The organism is Bacillus sp. NP247 (genome assembly GCF_018966865.1).
GTDB lineage: Bacteria > Bacillota > Bacilli > Bacillales > Bacillaceae_G > Bacillus_A.
The window spans coordinates 1,055,296-1,081,051 of the sequence record NZ_CP076653.1; the positions used below are offsets into that span (position 1 = coordinate 1,055,296).

The 25,756-nt window shown below is 34.3% G+C and carries 36 protein-coding genes and 1 pseudogene; 10 read left to right on the forward strand and 27 right to left on the reverse strand.

All coding sequences use genetic code 11. From position 1 onward, the window contains the following. Positions 1-8: 8 nt before the first annotated feature. The 9 genes from KPL75_RS05415 to KPL75_RS05450 form a co-directional block, all read right to left on the reverse strand. Positions 9-1,664: a terminase TerL endonuclease subunit gene (locus tag KPL75_RS05415; protein WP_219919691.1), complete on the reverse strand. Its 1,656-nt coding sequence runs from the start codon at positions 1,662-1,664 to the stop codon at positions 9-11. Beyond that, positions 1,661-2,017: a hypothetical protein gene (locus KPL75_RS05420; RefSeq protein ID WP_219919692.1), complete on the reverse strand. Its 357-nt coding sequence runs from the start codon at positions 2,015-2,017 to the stop codon at positions 1,661-1,663. Before KPL75_RS05420 ends, KPL75_RS05415 begins: the two co-directional genes overlap by 4 nt. A gap of 152 nt (positions 2,018-2,169) precedes the next feature. Continuing rightward, positions 2,170-2,505: an HNH endonuclease gene (locus tag KPL75_RS05425; RefSeq protein WP_016095505.1), complete on the reverse strand. Its 336-nt coding sequence runs from the start codon at positions 2,503-2,505 to the stop codon at positions 2,170-2,172. Beyond that, positions 2,498-2,728 (reverse strand): hypothetical protein, encoded by a 231-nt coding sequence (locus KPL75_RS05430; RefSeq protein WP_219919693.1) that lies wholly within the window; start codon positions 2,726-2,728, stop codon positions 2,498-2,500. Before KPL75_RS05430 ends, KPL75_RS05425 begins: the two co-directional genes overlap by 8 nt. Further along, positions 2,729-2,956: a hypothetical protein gene (locus KPL75_RS05435; protein ID WP_219919694.1), complete on the reverse strand. Its 228-nt coding sequence runs from the start codon at positions 2,954-2,956 to the stop codon at positions 2,729-2,731. It abuts the gene before it with no gap. A 267-nt stretch (positions 2,957-3,223) separates the two neighbouring features. Beyond that, a complete protein-coding gene (locus KPL75_RS05440) occupies positions 3,224-3,472 on the reverse strand; it encodes a hypothetical protein (RefSeq protein ID WP_219919695.1) in 249 nt (82 codons plus the stop codon). A 21-nt stretch (positions 3,473-3,493) separates the two neighbouring features. Next, positions 3,494-3,619, reverse strand: a complete 126-nt coding sequence (locus KPL75_RS27385) for a hypothetical protein (protein ID WP_258237014.1) — start codon at positions 3,617-3,619, stop codon at positions 3,494-3,496. Between the two features lie 126 nt (positions 3,620-3,745). Continuing rightward, complete coding sequence (locus tag KPL75_RS05445; protein ID WP_219919696.1) at positions 3,746-3,967, reverse strand: hypothetical protein; 222 nt, start codon at positions 3,965-3,967, stop codon at positions 3,746-3,748. Between the two features lie 441 nt (positions 3,968-4,408). Next, positions 4,409-5,284 carry a hypothetical protein gene (locus KPL75_RS05450; protein WP_219919697.1) on the reverse strand — a complete coding sequence of 292 codons (876 nt, stop codon included), beginning with the start codon at positions 5,282-5,284 and terminating at the stop codon, positions 4,409-4,411. 358 nt (positions 5,285-5,642) lie between these two features. On the opposite strand from KPL75_RS05450, the gene ytaF reads away from it, so the two are divergent. Further along, positions 5,643-6,287: a sporulation membrane protein YtaF gene (gene ytaF, locus KPL75_RS05455; protein WP_205753518.1), complete on the forward strand. Its 645-nt coding sequence runs from the start codon at positions 5,643-5,645 to the stop codon at positions 6,285-6,287. 157 nt (positions 6,288-6,444) lie between these two features. Here the strand turns inward: ytaF and KPL75_RS05460 are convergent, their stop codons facing one another. After that, positions 6,445-6,987, reverse strand: coding sequence for a site-specific integrase (locus KPL75_RS05460; protein WP_219919698.1), 543 nt, complete (start codon positions 6,985-6,987; stop codon positions 6,445-6,447). After that, positions 6,987-7,451: an ArpU family phage packaging/lysis transcriptional regulator gene (locus KPL75_RS05465; protein ID WP_219919699.1), complete on the reverse strand. Its 465-nt coding sequence runs from the start codon at positions 7,449-7,451 to the stop codon at positions 6,987-6,989. Before KPL75_RS05465 ends, KPL75_RS05460 begins: the two co-directional genes overlap by 1 nt. A gap of 263 nt (positions 7,452-7,714) precedes the next feature. On the opposite strand from KPL75_RS05465, the gene KPL75_RS27390 reads away from it, so the two are divergent. The 3 genes from KPL75_RS27390 to KPL75_RS05475 all read left to right on the forward strand — a co-directional run bounded on the left by KPL75_RS27390 (position 7,715) and on the right by KPL75_RS05475 (position 10,444). After that, positions 7,715-7,837 carry a hypothetical protein gene (locus KPL75_RS27390; RefSeq protein ID WP_258237015.1) on the forward strand — a complete coding sequence of 41 codons (123 nt, stop codon included), beginning with the start codon at positions 7,715-7,717 and terminating at the stop codon, positions 7,835-7,837. A gap of 170 nt (positions 7,838-8,007) precedes the next feature. Further along, a complete protein-coding gene (locus KPL75_RS05470; protein ID WP_219919700.1) occupies positions 8,008-8,772 on the forward strand; it encodes a collagen-like protein in 765 nt (254 codons plus the stop codon). Positions 8,773-10,063: 1,291 nt separating this feature from the next. Further along, positions 10,064-10,444 (forward strand): phosphoglycolate phosphatase, encoded by a 381-nt coding sequence (locus KPL75_RS05475; protein WP_219919701.1) that lies wholly within the window; start codon positions 10,064-10,066, stop codon positions 10,442-10,444. Positions 10,445-10,779: 335 nt separating this feature from the next. Here the strand turns inward: KPL75_RS05475 and KPL75_RS05480 are convergent, their stop codons facing one another. From KPL75_RS05480 to KPL75_RS05505, 6 genes are all read right to left on the reverse strand, one after another. Further along, positions 10,780-10,971, reverse strand: coding sequence for a DUF3954 domain-containing protein (locus tag KPL75_RS05480; protein ID WP_000512853.1), 192 nt, complete (start codon positions 10,969-10,971; stop codon positions 10,780-10,782). Between the two features lie 71 nt (positions 10,972-11,042). After that, on the reverse strand, positions 11,043-11,405 hold the full coding sequence (locus KPL75_RS05485) for a cell division protein SepF (RefSeq protein WP_219919702.1): 363 nt from the start codon (positions 11,403-11,405) through the stop codon (positions 11,043-11,045). Continuing rightward, positions 11,380-11,568 (reverse strand): hypothetical protein, encoded by a 189-nt coding sequence (locus KPL75_RS05490; RefSeq protein ID WP_016109007.1) that lies wholly within the window; start codon positions 11,566-11,568, stop codon positions 11,380-11,382. The genes KPL75_RS05485 and KPL75_RS05490 overlap by 26 nt, the downstream gene beginning before the upstream one ends. A gap of 2 nt (positions 11,569-11,570) precedes the next feature. Next, entirely contained in the window at positions 11,571-12,893 is a 1,323-nt protein-coding gene (gene dnaB / locus KPL75_RS05495) for a replicative DNA helicase (protein ID WP_219919703.1), read from the reverse strand. Continuing rightward, the gene (locus tag KPL75_RS05500) at positions 12,890-13,840 is read right to left on the reverse strand and encodes a DnaD domain-containing protein (RefSeq protein WP_219919704.1); all 951 of its coding nucleotides are present in this window, start codon (positions 13,838-13,840) and stop codon (positions 12,890-12,892) included. The genes dnaB and KPL75_RS05500 overlap by 4 nt, the downstream gene beginning before the upstream one ends. Before the next feature lie 278 nt (positions 13,841-14,118). After that, a complete protein-coding gene (locus tag KPL75_RS05505; RefSeq protein ID WP_012261572.1) occupies positions 14,119-14,403 on the reverse strand; it encodes a hypothetical protein in 285 nt (94 codons plus the stop codon). A gap of 189 nt (positions 14,404-14,592) precedes the next feature. Here KPL75_RS05505 and KPL75_RS05510 point away from each other — a divergent pair, with 189 nt between their 5' ends. Next, complete coding sequence (locus KPL75_RS05510) at positions 14,593-14,817, forward strand: hypothetical protein (RefSeq protein WP_000652091.1); 225 nt, start codon at positions 14,593-14,595, stop codon at positions 14,815-14,817. On the opposite strand, the gene KPL75_RS05515 is transcribed toward KPL75_RS05510, so the two are convergent. From KPL75_RS05515 to KPL75_RS05535, 5 genes are all read right to left on the reverse strand, one after another. Next, the gene (locus KPL75_RS05515) at positions 14,809-15,018 is read right to left on the reverse strand and encodes a hypothetical protein (RefSeq protein WP_071728551.1); all 210 of its coding nucleotides are present in this window, start codon (positions 15,016-15,018) and stop codon (positions 14,809-14,811) included. The genes KPL75_RS05510 and KPL75_RS05515 overlap by 9 nt on opposite strands. A gap of 185 nt (positions 15,019-15,203) precedes the next feature. Next, complete coding sequence (locus KPL75_RS05520; RefSeq protein ID WP_219919705.1) at positions 15,204-15,425, reverse strand: RNA polymerase subunit sigma; 222 nt, start codon at positions 15,423-15,425, stop codon at positions 15,204-15,206. Positions 15,426-15,438: 13 nt separating this feature from the next. After that, positions 15,439-16,026 carry a sporulation sigma factor-processing peptidase gene (locus KPL75_RS05525; RefSeq protein ID WP_219919706.1) on the reverse strand — a complete coding sequence of 196 codons (588 nt, stop codon included), beginning with the start codon at positions 16,024-16,026 and terminating at the stop codon, positions 15,439-15,441. Positions 16,027-16,116: 90 nt separating this feature from the next. Beyond that, positions 16,117-16,365 carry a hypothetical protein gene (locus tag KPL75_RS05530; RefSeq protein WP_219919707.1) on the reverse strand — a complete coding sequence of 83 codons (249 nt, stop codon included), beginning with the start codon at positions 16,363-16,365 and terminating at the stop codon, positions 16,117-16,119. A gap of 64 nt (positions 16,366-16,429) precedes the next feature. Then, complete coding sequence (locus tag KPL75_RS05535) at positions 16,430-16,645, reverse strand: helix-turn-helix domain-containing protein (protein WP_219919708.1); 216 nt, start codon at positions 16,643-16,645, stop codon at positions 16,430-16,432. A gap of 162 nt (positions 16,646-16,807) precedes the next feature. On the opposite strand from KPL75_RS05535, the gene KPL75_RS05540 reads away from it, so the two are divergent. The 5 genes from KPL75_RS05540 (at position 16,808) to KPL75_RS05560 (ending at position 21,497) form a co-directional block, all read left to right on the forward strand. Next, on the forward strand, positions 16,808-17,170 hold the full coding sequence (locus tag KPL75_RS05540; protein WP_219919709.1) for a helix-turn-helix domain-containing protein: 363 nt from the start codon (positions 16,808-16,810) through the stop codon (positions 17,168-17,170). A gap of 208 nt (positions 17,171-17,378) precedes the next feature. Further along, entirely contained in the window at positions 17,379-18,329 is a 951-nt protein-coding gene (locus KPL75_RS05545) for a DUF6731 family protein (RefSeq protein ID WP_219919710.1), read from the forward strand. 32 nt (positions 18,330-18,361) lie between these two features. Beyond that, positions 18,362-19,003 (forward strand): hypothetical protein, encoded by a 642-nt coding sequence (locus KPL75_RS05550; RefSeq protein WP_219919711.1) that lies wholly within the window; start codon positions 18,362-18,364, stop codon positions 19,001-19,003. Between the two features lie 90 nt (positions 19,004-19,093). Continuing rightward, positions 19,094-19,621: an ImmA/IrrE family metallo-endopeptidase gene (locus tag KPL75_RS05555; RefSeq protein WP_219919712.1), complete on the forward strand. Its 528-nt coding sequence runs from the start codon at positions 19,094-19,096 to the stop codon at positions 19,619-19,621. Positions 19,622-19,949: 328 nt separating this feature from the next. After that, entirely contained in the window at positions 19,950-21,497 is a 1,548-nt protein-coding gene (locus tag KPL75_RS05560; RefSeq protein WP_219919713.1) for a recombinase family protein, read from the forward strand. Between the two features lie 32 nt (positions 21,498-21,529). On the opposite strand, the pseudogene dpaB reads toward KPL75_RS05560, so the two are convergent. The 5 genes and pseudogenes from dpaB to KPL75_RS05585 all read right to left on the reverse strand — a co-directional run. Beyond that, positions 21,530-21,955, reverse strand: a pseudogene (gene dpaB, locus KPL75_RS05565) (dipicolinate synthase subunit B); the annotation flags it as partial. Beyond that, entirely contained in the window at positions 21,952-22,854 is a 903-nt protein-coding gene (dpaA, locus tag KPL75_RS05570) for a dipicolinic acid synthetase subunit A (protein ID WP_219919714.1), read from the reverse strand. The pseudogene dpaB and the gene dpaA, both read right to left, overlap by 4 nt. A gap of 256 nt (positions 22,855-23,110) precedes the next feature. Next, the gene (locus KPL75_RS05575; RefSeq protein ID WP_219919715.1) at positions 23,111-23,359 is read right to left on the reverse strand and encodes a YlmC/YmxH family sporulation protein; all 249 of its coding nucleotides are present in this window, start codon (positions 23,357-23,359) and stop codon (positions 23,111-23,113) included. Between the two features lie 135 nt (positions 23,360-23,494). Beyond that, the gene (locus KPL75_RS05580) at positions 23,495-24,736 is read right to left on the reverse strand and encodes a M16 family metallopeptidase (RefSeq protein WP_016092224.1); all 1,242 of its coding nucleotides are present in this window, start codon (positions 24,734-24,736) and stop codon (positions 23,495-23,497) included. 86 nt (positions 24,737-24,822) lie between these two features. Then, the gene (locus KPL75_RS05585) at positions 24,823-25,722 is read right to left on the reverse strand and encodes a polysaccharide deacetylase family protein (protein ID WP_219919716.1); all 900 of its coding nucleotides are present in this window, start codon (positions 25,720-25,722) and stop codon (positions 24,823-24,825) included. Between the last annotated feature and the right edge of the window lie 34 nt (positions 25,723-25,756).

The window sequence follows — 25,756 nt, forward strand, 5'->3', positions numbered from 1 at the left end:
CCCTTTTATTAAAACTTAATACCGTCCAGCATAAAGTCGAATTCATCCACAAGAATGTTATCCGCTTGCCATAGTGCATGAATAAAAGCTTGGAATCCATCCGTTTTTCTTTTAAATTCATCTTTTTTCAAGTACTCTTTGTTGCCGTCTTTTTTAATGTGGACGTAGACGTTGTTGGTGTACCAACGCATTAATGGATTATCACCAAAAATAATACGGTTATTTGCAAATAACGTTTCAACTCGTGGAGCTAAAAGAGAATGAATCGCTTTTGGATTACGAATATACAACAATTTAAAACCTTCAGCTTCAAGTGCTGTTTTTACAAGGTCAAGACGGAATGTATCAGCTACAATCGTATTAACCCCATATAACTCACGCATTTTTACAAACCAATCAACAATATGTGCGATATTAATAACTGGCTCGTCCACAATTGTTAGCAAGCCATTTTCGGCCCATTCATAAATAGGTGCTTTTAATTTCACCTTGTCCAAGAATCCTTTACGTACAAATGAATGACCTTTCCAAATATAATCCTCACCATGTTTAAATAGTAAACCGACCGCCGCGAAGTCTTTGATGCTGGCGAAGTCGAGGCCGCCCACAGCTACTTTGTGTTTCAAATCTGGAATCTCTCTAAGGATTTCTCCATCTTCTTCATAACCTGTTCTCAATATTTCTTCCCATGAAGCCACAGATTTTGTTAAATCTACTTCCGGTATATTCATCCTCTTAGTCATGAAATTTTCTCTGTTAGACGGATCGTTTTCTAGATTTTTATACTGACGCATAACTTTCTTAAACAATCCTCTAGCGTATTGACTCATTGGCTTACTAAACATCGGATTAGCTTTTTCCCACATATCGGGATTGTCTACTTCTTCAGCGTTATCAAGCTTACAAATAAAAGGAAACAACCTATCCTCTTTTTCTTTCCCTTTCAGGATATTCATAGCTCGCTCTTTCATTTTGTCAAGATAACCTTCACGGACAAATCCATCTGTGGTAATAAAAAATTCCCTAGAGTTAGGAACTTTACCTAAACCACTAGAGAATACTTCTACAACATCGCTATTTTCATACCTATGTATCTCATCATAAATAACACACCCGTCTCTTAACGAGTCTTTACTTCCTGCATTAGATGTATGGAATTCAAAAGTTGAACGAGTAGCTTTATTTATTATCAATTGTTTTGTTGATACAAATAGCTCATCTAATATTCCATGTTTTTTATTCTTTTCATAAACATCTATAAAAGAAGTTTTAGCCTGTCTTTCTGTATTAGCAACTACTGATACGTTGTAATGCTCAATACCATGCAATTCACTAATAAAGAAGTGTGTCAATGCACTAATCAATCCGTTTTTACCAGCCCCCCTTGCCATCATCCAGAAATGCTGATCAAAATAAACATCCTCATATTCATCAAACAAAAACACAAATGCTATTAAAAATTTCTGAAAGGAATTTAATTTGAAATGCCACTTTTCTATGAAAGTTACACATTTATGAATTAAATCCATATCGAAATGTAAATCATTACGGGTTAATATATCTTGCTTTAAATAATTTATAAGCATGATACGTTCTTTATTTAATACTACTGTTCCCGTTTCATATAGTTCTATATATTCACTTACATGTTTATGAACAATCATATTAAATCACTTGCCGAATATTTCTTAATTTCTTTTTTATTATTTCCTTCTGGCAACAAATCCGTTAGTTGTTTAATGACCCTTTGATATGATTGATCACGGGTATTATATAACCGGGCAACAGGTCGTTCTCTTTCATACGGCTCTGTTTTATCAGATTGTGAGAACATTTCATAGTCACCATTCTCAGATATATCCATCCACATTTCATTTAATAAAACTCGTAATCTTGCTGCCTGAATAATTAATCCTTCAACCACTTTTAACTTGCTAGGTGGGATGTCTTTAAATAATCTTTTTAAACGATTTTTTTCTTTGTTTACTAGTACCTCACGCTCATCAACGTCCGCCATAATATCACCTCGATTCAATCATATTTTCATACTGGGTAGGGGTCCTATACGAAACAGCTTAAAAATCTGGAAAAACGACCCCCTCCTCCGGTGCCCCTTATACGAAAAATTGATGAATTTTTTTAAGGGGGGGTATGGTTTCTGAATCATTTTTACCACTTTTCATCGTGTTCCCATTTGTTCTGTTTCTTTTTGAATGTTCTACCGTGTTCTTTATTATGGCAATCCACACATACTGTTTCTAAATTGTCTATTTCTAATGCAAGTTCTGGATGATGTTCAAGTTCTTTTATATGATGGACAACGAGTTGAATCTTCTTACGCTTTGCACTCTCACTATACTCATTGGTGTCCACTCGAACACTACCATTGCGTTTACACTCTTGGCACTCATAGTTGTCTCGCTTCTTTACTTGTTCACGTATACTCTTCCACTCACCACTATCATAGAACTTACGCTTCTGTTGTTTGGTTTTGTATTCATTCATGAAGCTTACCTCTCCATTTATAAAACAACTTAGCGATATCTAATGCTAACAGGATAATCCAGAACGCAATTAAAAAGAAGATGACAACAATCGATATAACTATTGTTGCTATCAACCATACAACATCATCCACATTCTTATATGCAACCTCACATATTAATGGATATAATCTTAATGTTGTATACAATAGCCCGACAATAAGGTAAGTAAATACTCCTATCATCTATTCTCGCTCCTTATTCTCAAGGAATTCATCAATTGTTTTATCTAACACACTAATAAGCGCTTCTCGTGTTTGCTTTGGTGTCATGTCATCGTTCATTTCGTTGTGCATTGATATAGCTTTTTCTAACTTCTGAGCATCAATGCGTTGTTTTACTAACTCCACACCGATAACATTATTGATTAACTTACCGATAATAACTGTTTGTTCTTCTTTGTTTAGTTTCATTTATCTCACTCCTATTTAAAACGTTCTTGTATTTTTATCTAGCTCATTTATCTTTCTAACAATTGATTCGGCTGTAACCATGCCATTTAGTACAATACCAACTGATATTTCTTTTAGTTCACCCTTATTCAAAAACTTATCTATAACCTGTTCTAACTTCAATAATGATTTGAGACAATGCTACATTTTTGTTTTCCATCCCTCTCACCACCTTGTATTTTTGGCATAATAAAAAGCCACAATTTATTAATTGTGACCTTCTCATTGTTATATATTAGGGTAAAGCTCATTAGCCCTTTCTTTTAAAACCTTATAAACAGCGTCCGAAATAGTTTCTGTATCATCTGGTAGTAAGATTGGACCATATGTTTTTCCTGTTCTTAAGTTAGTAAATATAAGTGACGTCGGATGATTAATGTCGATATGAAACACTTTATATTCATATAATGCATTTGAAGTATCATCAACAAACACACCTTGTTGATCAATTGAATTTAAACCTGATTTTAAACTCATAGTTATTCACCTCTTACATAATTAATATTTTATACTATCTATCAATTTCGGGATTCCTTCAAAAATACAATAAGATAGAAAAGTAACTCCACCAGCTATAAGCCAAATAGGAGTAAGTGCACTAACTAACTCTTGAACCTGATTCATTTTCTAATCACCTCCTACCATAATAATACAATGAAAGAAGGTATTTTTAATTTTAAAATCTTATTATAATAATATTAATATTACATTACAATTATTAACATAATATAAAGCACTCCATAAGGAATTTTATCTAATTTCTCTTAATATAATATCTAACTCTGACACCATTTTTCTATCATTATCAGGACAAATCATAAAGTACCTAAATTCATAATCTGTAACCTCATATTTCACAATACCTACTGTTACACCACGTGTTTCTTTTAATATGGCAATCAATCCAGGTACATCATTGTTTTCTTCACTAAAAATCACTTTCCCTACTTCATCTTTAAAATTCACTTTCATTTATATCTCTCCTTTCTATCTCGATATTAACATTGTACTATATGACAATGTCATTTTACATATCTATCCAAAAGCGTATCACATTCAATTATATAGCACGTAATAAAAGAGCAACCATGCACCAGTTGCTCTCTCCTATCCAACCTCTTGTTTTTCTTCCAATTACTGCAAAATCTGTTCAATGACTATATGTCCTATATCAGTAACTGGAAGAAGAGCAAAAGCTCTCCTTAATAACGGTATCATTCAATCGTTACCATCTGCTGGTTTCGGATTTTATTTGCCGTCATTATGAAACCGTTTAGACAACATATTATAATGGAATTTTTATGAGTTGTGTTTTCCGCCACTGCTCACAATACAAATATATCACGTTAATTCCAAAACAACCGGCACATTTACTGCCAAAAATCGGTCACAACTCTGCCACAATTAAATTTCTTAGAACACCGCTAATGTGATTTTATTTATGTCTGGTATTACTAAATATAAAAATCCATTTATCAAAATAAATGAAATTAATAACATACATGTAATCGCGATAATATAATTAGTAAATTTATAAACAAACAACCTTCTATACATCCACATAATAAAGCTATTTGTATCCCCTTGATTTTTCACATTAACAATCCAATTTAATACAAAGAACAACTGGAATCTAATAATCCAAATCAAACTTATATAAAGTAATCCAATCCCAAAAAATTTAAGCATGATTGTTATAAATTCCTGATGATAAGTACTTGAAACGTTAAAGAATCTTCCTAACAATCCATTCCATCCTCCAGTTTTTATAAACTGCTCCGCGTTATCTATATTAGAGTTGCTTATTATTGGAGAACTCAAACTCATATTAACTATAAGAAACATACACCAATAAACAAGTGGAAAAAACAATCCAATCTTATCTTTCGTGGGTAATTCTTGCAATATTGCTACTTTATGTACCCCGTAGATTATTAGTATTGAAATAATAAGGCCAAAAGAAAATGTTATATACCCAAAATCTATTATCTCATTCCTGTAAACTAAAGATAGATAAATCAAAATAAGAGAAGCTATTATATGGATAATTAACCATTCTCTTGATATGTCGCTATTTACTTTTCTTGTTTCCGTAATTTTTGGTGGAAGATTAATAATTTGAATATGTTTAATTGAATTATTTATAGTGGTAGCAGCTACTTCATTTTCTTTATTGGGTGTTCGAAAAATCCAAATCACAATAATCCCCAACAACGTATAAATCGCACTTGCAATAAGATTCCCCATAATTCCGTCAAAACTCAATTCAATCACTCCTTTATTTTTCATACTTTATCTCTTTATACATTAATATTTTAATTCCTATTATTATTTGTTGAAACATTTTTTTCGAAAAAATATAATATTCAATTTTTAACTTCGTATTATTTATAGACAAAATAACAATCTTATATTTAATTGAATTACCCATATCTTATATTGTGTGTAACTGACCCCTTCGCTAAATCCCTTGCAATCATTGACTTAATTAAACTTTCTCTTTTGAGTTACACGGTACGAAATTTATGAGTAACTGTATAGGAGTACCACCAGCATTTATGAAGAACAACACGTTATGCAAAAACATACAATAACCCAGAAAATAGCTTGCTGTTTCAGCATAGAACAAAAAGGGAGTATGATAATTGTGGCTATAACAGCTTTAATCACCATTTTATTACTTTCGTTATCCTCTAGTATAGATAATTTTGGAGTAGGCATATCTTATGGTATTCGTAATATTCGTATAGGTTTTTTAGCTAACTTTATAATTGCGATTATTGCTTTTGTTTTTAGTGAAATGGGTATTTTGTTTGGGCAATATATTTCAAAAGTTTTTCCTGGTACATTATCTGACGTTATTGGTACAGTGTTTTTGTTTGTAATTGGTTTGCGAATTATTTTAATGACAATTCCAAGAAAAAAGAAAGTTAATCAAGAAGTATTTGATGACGATGAATCTGTTTCAAATGTTATTACTGGATATTTAAAATCTCCTGAAAAAGCTGACCTTGATAAATCAGGAAATATTAGCTTTTTTGAAGCTATTGTTCTTGGTATTGCTATATCTATGAATGCTCTAACGAATGGACTAGGTGCAGGGCTATTAAAATTATCTCCATTTGCTATTTCATTATCAGCAGCAATATTCAGCTTTTTAACTGTTTGGTTAGGAGTTAAATTAGGAAAAAAAGTTGCAAATGTAAAAATTGGATCTTGGACATTAGGACAATTTAGCACAGCTTTAAGTGGATTTATATTATTATTAATCGCTGTGCACAATTTGTTTTAAGTATAAATTGAGGTGAATACATTGGAGTTTTTTACAACTTTATTATTCGTCAACAATAGGAGAATAGTAACGTGTTTTTAACTTTAAAAATAGCCTAAACGCTTAAGTTGATGGATGTGTGGCGATACCCCTAGATTTAAAAAGAAAAAAGCAGTGATTAGATTTTAAACCTAGTCATTGCTTTATCCATTGCATCTTGGTTTACACCTATATAACGTAACGTGACCTTCTCTGACGAGTGATTGAATATCTCCATGAGTAATGCTATGTTTTTCGTTTGCATGTACATGTGATACCCGTATGTTTTTCTTAACGTATGTGTTCCTATTTCATCTAACCCGAACTCTGCCGCTGCTCCGCTTAATATCTTATATGCCATGCTACGACCAATTGGACGATTCTTACCTTGTCTGCTTTGCAATAAATACTCATTGTCTTCTCTTTCTATAATAAACCATTTAAGTTCTCTTTTCAGTGCTGCAGTAATCTGTATTCGTTTCTGTTTCCCTGTTTTCTTTTCCCTCATAGATATATGACTGCCTTTGACATCACCTATCTTCAATTTCAAAATATCTGAGATTCTGAGGCCTGTATTAATACCCATAATGAAGAGAATATAATTACGTAAGCTCTTTTCCTTAAAATACTCTTTTAACTGCTGTATTTGCTCTGGATCACGTATCGGTTGAACAAAATTCATTAATCATTACCTCCCGTTTCTTCAGTCTCATAAACTTCTAATCTAAGAGCAAAAGCTAATTTATAAAAAGCATTAGATTTATTTCGTCTATACGTACGCTCACTCATACCAATTTCGTTATAAACCATGTAATCAAAGACTTCTTCATCTTCTAAATATCTTTTTACAATAATATCCCTTTGATTTTTACTAAAACGACTTAATGCCTTATCAATTTGAAAAGACAAACGTTGTAATTTCACTTCTCTTTCACTCATAACAACATTTGCTAAAGCGACATCTTCAGCTGGTTTTCCCACTATATTTGTTGGACCGTGATATCTTACTTCGCTAGATGCTGTAACCTTCATCTCATTTCTAATCATCCCGAACTGTCTATAAATACGAACATTTTCAAGCATCTCTTCTAAACGAACCTGTGTTGCTTTGCGGTCAATTTTAGGTAAGAAAGTTAATTGATTCATATATAAACGCTCCTTGTCTATTTTGTTAATAAAAAACAAAAAGCGGACACCAAACTACAGAGCAATATTACTAATGCTCTTCATAGTTCAGTGTCCGCTGGTTCTTCCAGTAGGACTATATGTGTAATTGGTATTATTATATCATTTTCTCATATTTTAGTAACTGACTAAAATTTAAATTTAATTTATAAGCCTACGTATGCTTTTTTTAACTTTGCAAATAAATTCACCTCCTATGAGGAGCAATCATAGGAGGTGAATTTATGAATGAAGAAAATATTGTTTTCCGTGGAGCTGCTGTTGAATCAAGTTTAATTGGCTCAACACGCCCACCTATTTTCCGCCATTCACTTTACCAACAGGACCAACAGGTTCAACGGTATTGACTCAGGAAGTGAACCAATGTTCCTTATATATTATGGAATGTGTTTATATTGGTGACATAAGGGCTTAGGTTTATTTTTTTTGTTTTTAAAGGCTTTCTCCTTATACATGCGTGTTAGCTAATTCATAAATTATATAGTGTAAGTGGGTGAATGATAAGGATGGTGTAAAAATGAGTAAATTTAAAAAGAAATTTCATATTCCGTGCGAATGTTTCGGCCCCCCTTTACCTCCACCTGAAATTGGTCCAACGGGTCCAACAGGTCCAACAGGTCCAACAGGAGTAACAGGCCCAACAGGAGTAACAGGCCCAACAGGAGTAACAGGTCCAACAGGTCCAACAGGTCCAACAGGAGTAACAGGCCCAACGGGTCCAACAGCGGTAGCATGTTGTCCATGTACTAATATTCTTGATAACCCTGGTTTTGACGTGCCAGGTGTAACAGGTGATGCAGTTCCAGGTTGGATTCAAAATGGAAATGTTTCAGAAGTAGGTTTTCCAAACGCCCATAGTGGTCGTATTCTTTCAAATGGGACACTTAGTATCTTAGCTGCGTCAATTGAATCAGGTGGAAGTATTAATCAATCGGTTGATGTTGGCGAAGGTTGTTGTTTTACGTTTTCTTTTGCTGCGGATATAAGGGATGGTGCATTTCTTATAGCTTCTGTATCTTTCCCAGAACTTGGACATGGATGTCCTCCTCTCCCTGCAACTCTTGGCCCATCGAATATTCCGAATATTATCCCAGCTGCGAATCAACCGCAATCTAGCTTCCAACATTATACTCTCGTTGTGTGTATACCTGCTGGTGTAACTACAGCATGTGTTGCTTTCCAAAATATTGCTACAGGTGGGGAAGGAGCAACAGCTTTTGTTGATAATGTTGTATTCCAACCTACTGGCGGACCTTGTACTTCATGTTCACAAAATTTCTAATGTATTGATGCACTTGCAGTTTATCGTTTTGTTGGCGGACCCTATAACAAAAAAAGAGAGCCTTCCGGCTCTCCTTTCATATCGGGAATCCCCATATGCTCCCATGTGCTGGGCCCATTCCTGTATAGTTCCGATACATATGAGCGATTCACCTTTTTAAACGGCGTAATCCTTTAGGTGTACTCCGCCCCCTTGCTATTAAAATAGCATTTTTTGTTCAAAATTTCGCCTCATTAATTTGGACACATTTACCAGTATTTTTACCAAAAAATTCATGATATGGTTAATTAGTCGAGTACGTCATTACTTGACGATTACCCTTAGAAGCCCCGCAGACAAACGGGGTTTTTTTATTTAAATAGCTTTTTGGTTAAAAAGCCTTTCACACTTAAACTAGACAAGCATATGTTATTGTCTGGAGACTCTCCAGGCATAGCAATCTACCTTTCAAGGAGCATACTTATTAGTGTGCTCTTTTCATTTGGTACAAAATAACGATTTTGTTCACTTTTATAGCTTACTATTCCTCATAGTTGTGTTTTTCTTCTAGGACTTTTATAAAGTTAAAGTGTCCATCGAGATAACAATCATTGATATAACCCCAAAAATATATTTCATTAACTTCGCTTAAAGTAAAATTTTCATTTTTTCATTCAACCAAGTTCATAACATATTCTTTTCCTCCGATAAAATAATGATTAGGTGCCCCACGCGCATTTTATCCACTGGAAATAACACCTTTTACGTACTTAACTATTAGAAACTTCATTTCTGCTACTTCTGCAATAGCAATTTTGTTCACTTTTTCGATACATTTATGAAACATTCATATGTTATCTTCAGTATGTTCTAACCTTTTTATAAAACCGTGTGAGATATACCAAAACAAGAATCCCTAGAGCCCTAACTCTAGGGATTCTTGTTTTTAAATAAGGATTTTGTTTAAATTAAATCTAAATCCCACTCGATGATTTTCTTTAGTGACATGCTTCATAAATCAAATTAAGGCATACAATATTAAAAATTTACTCATGAAAATCTGATTACAATTTTTTGCTTCTCATGAGACATTCTGATTACATTTCTTCTACGAGCACACATATTTGTGTGCTCTATTCATTTATGGTTAAATAACTATTTTATTCAACTTTCCATTAAGCTAATTTTTCTAATAAACCTTACAAATTTGTAATACTAATGTCACCTAAAAGAATGTCTTCCTGGTTAATAATGGTTTAATATATAGATTGTTAACTTGATTAAACAAAACACCATTGGTAGGTGACAGCTTGTGGAAAGAAAATTATTACGTTATGGCATTGTATGTATAGCTTTTATTACTATCCCCATTTTATTTATACACTTTGTTTCATCTCAATTCGTTCCAAAAGAATACAGTGAAGAATGGCCGGAAGTAAGTAAAACTGCTAAACTAGTAACTATCGGTTACTTTAAAAAAGAAAAGGATCTTGATATTATAATTAAAAAAGTTGAACCTTCCGAAGAATATAGAACACATGAAATCCACCTATGTGGACATGTGGCAGATAATAAAAAGCAAAAAATTTCTGCTGTTGTAAATTTTCGTGATAACTATTCAATTAGAGACACATCTGAAGTTAAAATCAAAGAGCCTTTAAATAAAGGTTGGATGCTCTTTCAGTTAAAATAACGCTTTTGTTATAATTTATGAACATATTTTAGACCTAAAAATCCTACCGAATATTTTTAGGATAAATTTACCGGGTGAATTAGCAGAAATTTCGTGTTATTCTGAACGTGTTGAATAACCCAATACATTCAACAATGCTCTTGATTGCATACTTAGTATGCAATCATCCATCCATCCAGATACCTTAGCTAATACGTCCCCCTAATCGTCGTTATTGCTAAGGTATCTTTTTATACGCCCTGTGTGCAGGGCTTTTTTATTTCAGTGATGATGCTCTTTTTCCCATCTCATTATCGATGCTTTTAGTCCAATTTTTTAATAAAATTCAAATTTGATTAAAGTAACTGTGTTTTTCGTTCTTCCATACGAATTACTTTTCCACTTTGATATACAAATGATTGTTCACCAAATCCACCTTGAGGTGGTTCTATTAGTTGGACTTGACCATTTTTAACAACATATATTCCGTTTATTTTCAAATCTATTTCAGCTGTCATTTCTACAAGATTTTCTTTTCTGATTCCCACCAAGATCACTCCCATATGTTATAATTACTTTGTCGAAGTAAGTCGGGAGCAATCTCGGCTTTTTTGTTTGTCTACAAATATCGCACAACATTTTCTGGAACAAATGATTGTTCAAATGATAAATGAAGCCGTATTGGAATCGGCTTTTTTTCATCCCGTGCTTGCTTACACATTTTTTCTGCTTCTTCCCATACAAATTCTTTATCCTCCGCTCGCTTATAACGCCAAATTCCAATTGTGTAATCTTCAAATAACTCATAACGTTGATCAGGCGCTGTCGTTGGTTTTAATTCATCAATCGCTTTGGCGTGACGTGGTATTTTTACAACCACATCTGCATACCGTAATTTTGAATTCAAACGGTTAATATGAGCTTTCTTAGGATCAAATGATACAACTGGTTCCACGTCAAAAATTGTTAATTGCTTTGGCATTGTTCTTTCCCTCCAATACCTGCAAGCTTGCAATTAAGATTCCTTCAAGCTGCGTTAACGTTAGCTGATCTAATGTTTGTCCGTTAATTTCAGCTAATCCTAATCCCAATAATTTACGAATGATCGCTAGTTTTCTACGCTCTACTTCCTGACGTAACAGCATGATTAAGCCTCCTGTTGGTGATTGAACTTCCGCTCTAAATTTACAAACTTACTAAATTCTTTAATGAATGCTAATTCAACAACACCAACTGGACCATTTCTCTGTTTCGCTAAAATGATTTCCGTTATGTTTTTATTTTCTGTTTCACGGTCGTAATAATCTTCGCGATATAAAAATGCGATCAAGTCCGCATCTTGCTCAATTTGACCATTCTCACGTAAATCTGATAGTAATGGGCGTTTATCCTGTCTGCTTTCAACAGCTCGGCTTAATTGTGATAATGCAACCACGCATACATTTAGCTCTCTTGCCATAAGTTTCAACTTGCGACTAATCTCCCCAATCTCCTGCATGCGGTTTCCTCTATGCTTCGAATCACCTACAATAAGCTGCAAGTAATCAATTGCGACTAGCACCTTTTTATCAGGATACTTACGCTTTAATTTCCTAGTCTTTGCGTAAATCTCTTGCATCGTTACATTTGCTTTATCGTAAATTTCTAATGGTAAATCATTTATCAAGCCCATAGCCTGACTAATCTTTTCCCAATCCTTTAAATTACATAGCTTTTTAGGGTTCTTTAATTTCGTAGCATCTATATTTCCAGTACTTGAAATCATACGCTTAAGTAACTGTTCTTCGCCCATCTCTAGAGAAAAGACCCCTGTTGCTGTATGAGCGCTTGCTGCATGGAATGCAATGTTTAATACAAATGCTGTTTTCCCCATCGAAGGACGGGCACCGATAATAATTAAATCACCTTCTTGCAATCCTGCGGTCATTCTGTTTAAGTCGTCATAACCAGTTGGTATACCGGTTAAATCCCCTACATCAATTTGCATGTTCTTATACAGATCAACTAGTGTTTCCTTTAGGTTAAATTCATCTGAATAACCTGTTTCCTCAATGGCGCTTAATTCATCAATCGATGTACTAATAGCGCTCATATCTCTTTCATGCTGAAGACGATTATATAAATTACCAGCAACCTCTTGAGCATGTCGCATCTTCCAAGCTTCAATCACTAAACCTTCATGATACGAGAAGTTTTTAGTTGTCGTTACAACTTCTGTCAGGTTTACAAAGAATTCAATTCCGCCAATCTGATTCATAAAGCTTTCATCGAATTTCCCCATGAGAGCGACAAGGTCTATTGGAACCTCAGCATCCTCTAACTCTCTCATCGCTTTAAAAATCACTTGGTGTGTTGGTAAAGAAAACTGTTTTGCCTTTAGCTGGCAATCTTTAATTAAATCGCCTTCTTGGATAATGCTACCTAAAACACTTTGTTCAGCTTCTGTGTTACGAATCATATCGTTACTCATTGAACCATCCACCCACTTTTTTGATTAAGCGCTGCAAGTTCTTCATCCGTTGGAATGTTTTGTTCCCATGATTTTTGCTGCTGTATTACGTTTTTAGTAGATTCCGATAAGCCTTTTTGTTGATAAGGTGCTTGTGTCTGTTGCTGCGCTTTTGTTAATCGCTGAGTACGAAATGCTTTATCAGCTGCCTCAACGTCCATTATTGTTTTCAATCCCTTAAGATGCCAATCTCTTAAAATCGTATTTACGTAATTCATGTTTCTTGTATTTTTCTCTAAAGCGATTTCCATAGCTTTTACAACAAGCTCTGCATTTAAATCATCTATCCATGCATGAATACCATCTGCAATAAAAGGTGTAATCAGTCCGAAGTTTTGTTCGTAAAAAGAAATCGGATTAACCTCAACAACTTCTTCCGCGCTTGCGCGTTCTTCTTGTTGTTGTTCTTTTTCTTCTTCTTTTTCTTTTTCTTCTTCCTTGCTAGGGTCTTGGAAGCCCCTTATAAGCCCCTCCAAACGGACTGATAAATACTCCTTAATACGAGGGATTTTGAAATCTTGTTCACGTTCTAATTGCAAACATGTTTCATAGAAATCAGCTAAAAAATCTTGGTCCTTCACAGATTGAATCTCTTTTAAAACACACTTTTCAATGTTTACATTTTTAATCGGATTGAATTTCAACCAGTTGATTAAGAACAACTCTTTTGTTTTTTGGTTGTAATTAATTTTTCCGTACTCAGCAAAACGTTCTAGTAGCTTCATAACAGTTTCACGGTTATATCCTGTATCGGTTTCAATAATACGAAGTGGAAGCTCATAGATTCCTGATTGAGACGTCTTACTGTTTGTCATCAAATATAAGTAGAAATACTTCTCCTCCGGTGTAAGATCTAAAACAAATGAATCCTGCCAAAATGAAACGTGTACTGGTCTATAAACTGCCATATTATTCATCCTCCCGTTTACATATCGCAAATCCGTCTTCTACACGTAATAAGCGATAATTCTTATATCCTGTTTTGAGATATTGTTTTACTAAGTAAATTAGGTGTTGCTCTGATGTTGCTTGTTGAAACACTTTAGGATTCAGCAACACTCTATGTGATGATTTGTCTAAAAGCATGCGGCACACTCCGTTGTTATACGAATGCTAATTTGATATAATTAATCCTAAGATCTTTGCAAGACCATTTATCTATCACTCTGCCAAGTGATAGACTTTTTTATTTTCTACGTGTTACCAATGAAGCGTTAACTCCTCTTGCTCTTAAATCTTTAATCACTACACGATAACTCATCGATGCCTCATGTTCCTCTTTTGTATCACGAAGCATTTTAAATTCCCTCATACATCGCTCCAGCTCTTCTTCCCAGTGATTTGATTCTTCGGTTGATTCTGCATTAAACATGTTATGAATACATTCACTCATACAGTTACGAAGTTTATTCGCAAATGAAAAATCCCCAGGAAGAACTAGATCATGAAGACGATTGTTTTTATCGTTCATGAATTACATCTCCTTTCTAATTAAATTGATGCTGTACGCATCGTTACAACCAGAAAGGAACATTGTAGAGGTATTGGGAGGAACAATCCCTTTCTGGTCATAACGACAAGCACAACGCTTGTCTAATTACTAAAAATATCTAAAAATCTATTATTTTGGTATAATCTCCCATAGAGGGAGGTGTTACATATGAAAGACATTGTATTTACTTTAGAATTTGATGACGACATAGCTAACTCACGTGCCAATGATTATTTAGAACAAGGTTGGACGCTATTGCATGTTGGTACAAAGCTAATCGACATCTATAACGAGCAAGCATACTACAACACCACTTATGTTGTAGGTGCTAACCAAGAGCAATACGACAAGTACAAAAAAGAGTTAGAAGAAGATAACCTCAGTTTAATTTAATGATTTTTCACAAGAACTATTAATAACTCTTTTATAAAGCTCTTCATCTACCACATGAAGAGCTTTATTTACTTCCACATAACTCAAACTACTATTCAAACATGCCGTCTTAATTATCTCCAATAACTCGACCGCTCCTGATTTGAGATCTTCTCTCCTAACACTTGTTGGTTGTCCGTCTGTTAATTGAATCCTTTTCATCTTCACTTTCCTCCCTCATACAGTTTTGACTGATGCTGTACGCATCGTTACAACCAGAAAGACGTATTTTAAGGGGATGGGAGGAACAATCCCTTTCTGGTCATAACGACAAGCACAGTGCTTGTCCAAATGATTTATAAAATGTTATAATTGCTTTACAATATTTTTATTAGAGCTACTGTTGTCTAGGCGGTAGCTTTTTCTTTTGCCCATTTATGTTTTAAAATGAATGATGCTTCGATAATTTTGATTTGAATCCCCACTAACTTTTTCTCTTGCTTTAACTCAACTGACTTTGAATCCTCACCAAGTGTTTTTGCTATTTTAATTTCACCAGTTAGTTTTGCATCATAGCGAATTAATTCCTTATATTCTCTTAAGCTAGGTTGCTTATAATCTACTGTCATTTTTCTTCCTCCTTTACAGCATCTTTGTTAAAGTCATTAAGCTATCCACCGATTGAATAATAACGTTCTCCGCCATAGCCTTTTGCAACCAACTTCTTTGTATTTGTTCCATAATGCCAAAATGAACCTGCTCAAGAGCTTGTACTACACATTGAGTAGCTTGGATTGTATCGAAGATTTCTTTTGCATGAACTGCGTATTCATGTTTCTTTTTTTCATCAAGCTTCCATGACCTTGTTGCGACTTGTAAGTTCATGATTTCCTTCGCTGCTATAATCCCCTCTTCAGCCTGTTTAATGTAGTTCATCAATTGTAAATTCACATCTTGAGTTAAACGTGGATCTGTTGGCGGTAACCCAACACCATAAATATGTTCAATCGCTTGTTGATTCAAATTTGCTCCTGTTGCATGGCACCAATCCATCGCAAGCTCAAATTCTGGTTTAGAAAGTCCAGATTCAATACGAGTTAAGCGTTCATGTGTAATGCCAAGGTACTTAGATAGTCCTTTCTTCGTTTTCAGCTGAACATTATCACAACATTCTCTAGCATTCTGTAATAATTCCCCTATTGCTGAATTGCAGTATATGCTTGTTCCCATATCTGTTCGCCTCCATATTTAGTTTTCAAATGGTTACAATGAATTTAGTACATACGTAACTTGTCTATTATTCATGTAAAAAGAGAGGAACTATTCCTCAATGTTTTCTTTCACTTGTATTTCTTTGATGATGGCCCAACCAGCCTTGTAATATGCTTGAAGGAGTTTATCAATATCTTTTTGCGATTTTGGCTCAGGAGCCACAACATGGACTTTCGTTTTTCCAAATTCATAAGTCGCTGCATATTCTTCTTGTTGGCTCATGGTGTCACCTCTTGAAGTGCTTTTTATATGTTTATGCGACGGATCTGTTGGTACTGCCATGTTAGTTGCTGGCATTTTCTCACCCTCTTTCATTAATCAGATCTTATTGTTTATTTACGTACCAATACTTAAATCCTCATCACTTCAAAACTTTGCAAACTGAATAGCGAGTAGGTAAAAAAATATCTTCTTTCCTCTTCCCATATAGCTTGGCTATTTGATCAGCTCTCTCTGTGCTAATTTGTCGCTGCCCATTTTCAATTTGTGATAGATATCCGCCTGAAATACCCAAATTTCTTGCAGCTTCTTCAATACTAATCCCCAATTCCATGCGGATTTCTTTTGGACCATCCATTTCATTATCACCGCCTAAAACTATGCATTTTGTGTTGTTAACCAAAATATACTATGCATTTCGCAAAGTGTCAACGCGTTTTGCAAAGTTTTTGCCAATTCATTTCAATTTTTGCACTTTGCAAAGTATAATTAAACGTAGAAGATGAATAGGAGGATTCCTATGATTGGAGAAAACTTACGCAAATTAAGAAAAAAAAACAACCTAACTATGAAAGAGTTAGGTCAAAAATTAAATCTTGCTGAATCAACAATATCAGGTTATGAAAATGGGAACAGAAAACCTGATTATGACACTTTAAATAAGTTTGCAGATTTCTTTGAGGTTTCAACTGACTATCTTTTAGGCAGAGATGTTACTCAAAAAGACATTGATACCTATAATCCTTTAACAGACCCAGACTTAGGTTTGTGGTTCAAAGATATTAAAGATGCTTCCCCTGAAAAGCAGGAAGAGCTGAGACAGTTTTGGGAATTTATTAAGGAAAAAGAAAAGAATCGGAGACCTGGGGATAAACAATACTAATTGAAATGTATATTCAGGCATTTTTTTCGGACCATAACTAATCATATGATTAGTTATGGTCCGAACTTAAAAGCTAAAATAACATTAAATGAAAACACACGACATGGTGTGTTTTCATTTAATGTGCAAATCCTAAAAATTACATAAATACATAATGTTAGCATCCTAAGTAACTATTAAAAAATATCAATATTAAAGGGGAAACTTCATGAAAAAGTATGCATATCTTTACAATTGTTATATTACACTAAACGGAAAAAGAACAGACCTAGCAATAGATGATTTTCTTGACAAAATCATACCCCTAAGTGCTCAGAATAGACAAAGAACGATTAAAGGTATTGATTATATTTCAAAAGCAATGATGCCAGAAATAAACTCTTCAAAGTCTCGTAATAGACAAATTGGGTTTGGTAAGTATCGGGACCATAAGCCCTATGAGGCTAAAAAAGGAACCGATTTAGCTGAACTTATAAAAAAAGACATCTTAGAGATGAGTTCAGCATTATTTGTCCCTACTCAAAAATTACTTATTGTGGAATATAACCATTATGGCCCTCGGATAAATTCGATAGCGCAATATTTATCCTCGTTCCTTCCGAAAAATGCTAATAACACTTGGGACATTGAAATATTACCCGTAGAAACTAATTTAGGTTGGGCAGATATTGCAAAATCTGATGATATTAGACAAATTGAAATAAAACTAGATATTGCAGGAAAATCAAAACATTTCATTTCAAAAATGAATAAGCCCCAAAGTTTATTAGGAAAATTAATCCGTGAGACCGTTGAAACACATTCGCAATTTGGCGCTAATACAGCAAAACTATCCTTTGGCAACGGAAGAAAGAAAGTAGGCATACAATCAGAACAATTACTATCCCTTCTTGAGTTGTTAGCTTATGAGGAAAGTGAATTATTTGAAACTGTAAAAATTAAATATAAGAGCGATTCTACAGGCCGTATGGAAGAAGTGGATCTTAAACATGATGGTGTCAAATCAATGTTTTTGAAAAATGTGGATAAAAACAATAACTGGGAATATATATGTGATGAGATTTCAAATGAATATTATGAAGATCGCGAACCAGCAAGTTCAAATTTCTCAAAGCATGCGCCTTTTAAAAGTATTAAGTTTCCTGGTATAATCATTTAGTACATGACACTTATATAATTAGGAGGTGCCCCATGTTTCAACGATTAGATAGATTTTTTCTTTTTCTGGAAGAACATGGTTTAAAATGCATTGTGTTTTTCTCACTAGCCTCTCTCATAATTATCTTGAATTGGTTTAATGGCTCCATTAATATAAACAACTTTCTTTCTTATTTTTTAAGTAAAAAAGAAAGTTCATTTATCAGTATAGCTGCTATATTTATTGGTGTTTATTTTGCGCTTTTTACAATTTTTACTAGCGTAAAACGTGGTTCAATTATTTCCACTTTATCGGAAGAAGATCTTACAAAACTCATTAAATATCTTAGGAATGCATTAATTGGTGGTTTCCTATACATTATCTTAACACTTTTCTTTTCGTCAGATAACAATTCCCTAATTGCTCAATATTTTAATATTATACTTTTCACAAGTCTTATATATATGTTATTATCAGCACTTAGATTTGGTGGTTATATCACATTTATTGTTTACGATGATATATCAAAAATGTTAACTGAACGCCACAAAATTGAAGAAGATGCCAGCCGACAAGATGAATTATTGAACAAACTCGAAGTTTTTCTAAATGAATATGAAAACATTAATCGTGAAGAACGTACTAAGATATTACGAAAAATAATTCAAAATCAAAATAATTCTCCAGGTTCATAAAAAAAATAAAAGCCTTTTTAGGCTTTTATTTTTCCACAAAAAAGAACATACGTTTGTTTTTATCTATAAAATAATGGAGTGAACTAATATATGCACAAAACGCAGCCCTACTACACAACACAGCTCGAAGACTATATTGAAAAAATGTATCGATCATTATCAATCTTGATTCCCAAACAGATTGATATGATAACAATTGACCAAAAATTAAATATTTGGTTACATTTTGCTCCATTTGGAAGTCGCGCCATTAATAAGGACGAATTACCTAGTATTATCATTGATAATCGAACATCAATCCATAATCAATGGGAAGATTTCGGACATGAACTATGCCATATTTTATTTCATGTAGGAAACCAATTACATATACCAAAAATGTTTTTAGATTATCAAGAGGCAAAAGCAAAAAATTTTACGCTACATTTTTGTATCCCTACTTTTATGTTAAGGAAACTGGATTTCCCTGATACAAGAGTAGAAGCAATATGCCTAATAGCAGAGACTTTTAATGTTTCATTTCAAATGGCAAATGAACGCTTGCTACATTATGAAAACCAATTATTCGCTACCCATTTACAGAAAGTCCTCTCTAGAGCACCCTTAGTCGCACAATAAATTTGTTTAGTAGTCCTTGCCCAAATGGTTTTTTCTTACATAACAATTCAAATCAGCCTGGTTATTTGTTAAGTTTAATAATAGAATTTAAATAAAATCAGGACGATGTGAAGACCTAGCGAATATATAGAATTCATCTTTAAGGATTTTTAAAATCATTAAAGATGAAGTTAACCGCATTAAAAAACAAAAGAAATGCTCAACCAACAGATGATTTAAAATGATAACAGGAAATAATGTTCTCTTAATAGAAAACTTTTCCTATTGTTATTTACTTCTTTCTATCCATTACTGTTCGTATAATTTTATCAATAAGGAGGTTCCGTCTATGAAAACTGCAATCTACCTAAGAAAATCCCGTGCCGATTTAGAGGCCGAAGCACGCGGCGAAGGCGAAACATTAGCAAAGCACCGCACTACCCTGCTGAAAATTGCCAAGGAAATGAATTTAAATGTTCTTTCTGTCCGCGAGGAAATCGTTTCAGGTGAGAGCTTAGTGAAACGGCCTGAGATGTTAGCACTGCTTGAAGAAATTGAAGATAATAAATATGATGTTGTTCTTTGTATGGATATGGACCGTTTAGGTCGTGGTGGTATGAAAGAGCAAGGAATCATTTTAGAGACGTTTAAACGCTCGAATACGAAGATTATGACACCTAGGAAGACTTATGACCTTAATGATGAGTGGGACGAAGAATACAGCGAATTTGAAGCGTTTATGGCACGTAAGGAGTTAAAGATTATTACACGCCGTATGCAACGCGGTCGTATCGCAAGTGTAGAGGCTGGAAATTACCTTGGCACACATGCACCATTCGGATATGATATCCATCGTTTAAATAAGCGCGAGCGTACTTTAACAATCAATTCAGAAGAAGCTTCTGTCATAAGAATGATATTTGATTGGTATGCAAACGAGGATATGGGCGCTAGCGCAATCAGAAACAAGTTAAATGAACTTGGCTACAAAAGTAAGTTAGGTAATGAATGGAATCCTTATAGCATCTTAGATATATTAAAGAACAATGTGTACATCGGAAAAGTAACATGGCAAAAGCGAAAAGAAGTAAAACAGCCTGATGCTGTAAAACGTAGCTGTGCAAGACAAGATAAATCAGATTGGATTATTGCCGATGGAAAACATGAACCTATCATACCCGAAAGCTTATTTGAACAAGTGCAAGAAAAATTAAACTCAAGATATCACATTCCTTACAATACGAATGGAATAAAGAATCCATTGGCTGGTATTATTAAATGCGCTAAATGTGGTTACAGTATGGTACAGCGTTATCCAAAGAACCGAAAAGAAACAATGGATTGTAAACACCGTGGCTGTGAAAACAAATCAAGCTATACTGAATTAATTGAAAAGCGTTTACTCGAGGCTTTAAAAGAATGGTACATCAACTATAAAGCTGATTTTGAAAAACATAAGCAAGATGACAAATTAAAAGAAACACAAGTTATTCAAATGAATGAAGCTGCATTACGCAAGCTTGAAAAAGAATTAGTGGATGTCCAAAAACAAAAAAATAATTTACATGATTTATTAGAGCGTGGCGTTTACACAGTCGATATGTTTTTAGAACGCTCGAATGTAGTTTCTGATCGCATTACTGAAATTACTTCCACGATGGAAAACTTAAAGAAAGAAATTAAAACAGAAATTAGGAAGGAAAAAGTGAAGAAAGATACAATACCTCAAGTGGAGCATGTTCTTGATCTGTACTTTAAAACAGATGATCCCAAAAAGAAAAACAGCCTCCTAAAGTCAGTTTTAGAAAAGGCTGTTTATAAGAAAGAAAAGTGGCAAAGGCTCGATGATTTTGAACTTGTGCTTTACCCTAAGCTCCCTCAAGATGGCGATATATAAGCGTTTATGCTTTGTCGTCACCTTGTTGGTGTAATTAGGTTGACGCCATTTAACCCTAAAGCATCATTCGTTGAAACAGCCAATACGACAGGCTTTCCATTTCTAAGCGTCGCTTTTGCTGCCATTAATACAGGAGAATCTGTCATCGCATTCGCAAATTTACTCATCGAATTTCCAGTTAAAGGAGCAATTACCATGCAATCTAGCGGGATTTTGGGTCCGAGTGGTTCTGCTCCGACAATTGAATTAATTGCTTTAAATCCTGTTATTTCTTCGATCTTTTTAATCCATTCTTCCCCTTCACCAAATCTAGTATTTGTTGATTGGACAGTATAAGAAACAACGGGACGTACTTCTGCACCTTCTGCAATTAACTTCTCTAAATGTGGCATAACTTCTTCATACGTACAATGTGAGCCTGTAAATCCGAAACCAATTCGTTTCCCCTTCAAACTCATTTCTCATCCTCCTCCTTTGCGATTGCATCTGCTATTAATAACTGAGAAAGAACATTCGCTAATATTTGTCCTGCTGTTTTCGGCGCAACAATCCCAGGAAGACCAGGTGCTAATAGTGCCTTCACTCCACGCTTCTCCGCATAGCGAAAGTCCGTGCCACCCGGCTTAGAAGCTAAGTCAATAACTAACGTGTGAGCTGGCATCCGCGAAATTACACTTGCTGTTACAACGAGATGCGGGATTGTGTTAATAACAATATCGATATTGCCTACTTCTTTCTCTATGTCTTGCATATGAAAAGGAGAAAACATCATTTCTGTAATACGAGCGATATGTTCCGAACGTCTCGCTCCAACTTTGACATGTGCTCCTAATGATTGAAAGGCTCTTGCAACACTCATACCAGTTCTACCAAATCCTAAAACCATTACATTCGATCCATGAATTGTGTAATCAGTATGTTGAATAACCATCATTAGTGTACCTTCTACAGTCGGAATAGAGTTATAGATTGCAACATCATCACGATCAAATAATTTAATAAGTTTGCGATTTGTAGTAGATACAAGATTTTCCAAGTAAGGTGTACCAATACCTGAATATATAGTAAAGTTTTCTGGCGTCTTTTCAATTTGTTCTTTCGTTATGGAAACTTTTTCATTTGAAAAAATAGTATCTACTTCTCCTTTGGCATTCGTCCCTGCAACCGGCAAAATAATTGCATCTAAAGAAGTGAAATTTAAATCTTGTATACTTTCTTTTGCTGCCCCTGTGAAGCCATGGTCTAACTGTTCAAAACCTATTAATGAAAGTTTCGCGTCCAGTTCGACTAGCTTGCGAATTACTTCTAGCTGCCGTGCATCTCCTCCTATGACAGCAATATGCATCTCAGTCAACATTCCCTAATTCACCTTCTTTTTCTTTCATTTATAAGAAAAATGCCTACTTTTTCTTTTTCCTCCACATCATATGTAATGTACGAGTTTGAGGTGATTGAAAAACAAAAAGCACACGTAATTTATCTTCTTTATCCCGCTATTTGCGAGGACCTCAAAATTCGGCTGAAACAAAGAAGTTAGGAGGCAGTCAGGCTGCTCGTAAAAGCCTTCACTTTATATAAAGATAAAAAAAGACAACCAAAATGGTCATCTTTCACTACGATTTTGAATGGTTCGTAAAATCACAAAGAATCATATCATTTCCTACCTTCTTAATTGTGCTCCATTCTACTCTCACTTCTTGCTGTTCTCTTTTGAAACCTCCCCATTTCCCAGCAGGTATAATAAGCGCTTGTATTTGTCCATCTCTCTCATCAATTTCTAAATCTGCATGACCTAAAACTCCCATTTTTTCTGCTCTTTCTAAATCCACAATCTCTTTACCACTTAATTCACTTAAACGCATTAAATCTCCCCCTATCCTACTTTTCATGAAGGTTATCCTATAATAAGTACCTATTCTGCATATATAAAAAAAATAACCGTATCTCATATAAAAGAGATACGGTTATTTCCGAAAGCGAATGAATTACAAAATCGATTAAAGTTTGATTCCTTTTGGCAGTTTCCCATCTGGACTAATAAGCGCCGCAGAGAATTCATCGGTAAACATATTGCGAATTAACTCGTCTACATTTTGCTTTGTTACAGTGTTTACACTTTCAATAATCTCATCAAGGGAACGATGTTTACGAAGAAGCAATTCGTTTTTACCATTACGGCTCATACGACTATTCGTACTTTCTAAACTTAACATTAAGTTTCCTTTTAATTGTTCTTTACTGTTAACAAGCTCTTTTTCTGTAATACCTGTATTTTTCAACGTATTTAACGTTTCTTGCATTGTTTCATACAATGTATCTAATTGTTTACTACCTGTTCCACCGTAAAGTGTTAACATTCCTGTATCTTCATAAGAAGAGTGATAAGAGAATACTGAGTACGCCAATCCACGTTGCTCACGTACTTCTTGGAATAAACGGCTACTCATACTACCACCTAAAACATTATTTAATACAATTAAGTTATAAATATCTTCGTGTCCCATTTGCAAGCCTTTATATCCTAAACATAAATGAGCTTGTTCTGTTTCCTTCTTACGTGCTACTTTATTGAAATGGAAAATTGGGCTATGTACTTGTTCACGATTTGTTGTTCCTTCGTAACTACCGAAATATTGCTCTACAGTTTGTAAAAATGCTTCATCAATATTCCCTGCAATTGATACAACAACATTTTCAGGTGTGTAATGATCTTTCATATATTGACGTAACGTATCACCTGTAAATGTTTCAAGCGTTTCTTCTGTTCCTAAAATAGGATATCCAAGCGGATGCGTTTCATATGTTGCTTTCGTTAACATATCATGCACAATATCATCTGGCGCATCTTCGTACATTTTTATTTCTTCACATACAACATTCTTCTCTTTTTTCAGTTCTTCCTCATCAAATGTTGAATTAAAGAACATATCTGCTAAAACATCTAACGCGTATTTAGCATGCTCATCTAGCACTTTCGCATAGTAACATGTATATTCTTTTGAAGTAAAAGCATTTACTTGCCCACCAATGCTATCAAATGATTCTGCAATCTCTCTTGCACTTCGCGTTTCTGTCCCTTTAAAGAACATATGTTCCAAAAAGTGTGAAACTCCATTATTTTTTTCATTTTCATTTCTTGAACCTGCGTGGATCCATATACCAATCGCAACCGAGCGTACAGTTGGTATATTCTCCATAACAATTCTTACACCATTTTTACACGTATATTTTTTAATCAAAAACTTTCCTCCTAATGCCAGTTTCTCTAAATAATTGCTATTATTTAATGATAACAAGTTTAGAGATGAATGTCATGCAAATGTATTTAATCCACTCGTTTTTCATCTAGTAATTCTGTAATATTCCCCACTTTATATCCTTGTTCCTTTAAATTTTTAATCATAGTATCTAGCGCTTCTGTTGTAGATGAAGTAGGATGCATTAGCACAATAGCACCTGGATGTATTTTCCGCATTACTCTCTGCAATAGCACACCCGGTTCTGGCCGCTTCCAATCAATTGTATCTACGGTCCACATAATCGTCCCCATTTGGAAATCATCCGCTATTTTTACTACCTCATCCCGAAAACTTCCGCTTGGCGGAGCAAACCATCTCACTTTCTGATTTGTAGCTGCTTCTATCATTCGATTCGTTTTTTGTAATTGATCTCGTATTTCATCTGTAGATAGCGTTTTCATATTAGGGTGTGTGTAAGAATGATTTCCTACTTCTTGATTTGCATCGACAATCATTTTGGCAAATCGTAAGTTTTCTTTCACCCAGCGTCCTTCTAAAAAGAAAGTCGCCTTGACATCATGTTTTTTCAATATCTCTAATATACGTGGCAAATACTCATTACCCCAGGCCACATTAATTGTTAATCCCACCATTTTTTTATTTGGATGTCCTCGATAAATGGGAGCTGGTGGTAAATCTTCTAAGTGTACACTCGGTGATACTTCCTTAAATTCAAGTTGTTTTTGATCAAACTTCTTGATTTTCTTCATATTATTGTAGGACGCTTCTATATCCACTTGTCTTCCATTATACCCAGGCGTCGCCTTCCAAATCTTATCAATCATCGCATTTTGCGGCATAACCTCGTACTGTTTTACATGCTTTTGAATCTCTTCATGCAAGTTATCCTGCGCAAAAACGGAATAAGAGCCAAAACCCACATATAAAGAAAATATAAAAATGTACGCTAATATACGAGCTTTCATATAAACCCTCCCATTAACTATAAAAAAGAAACCA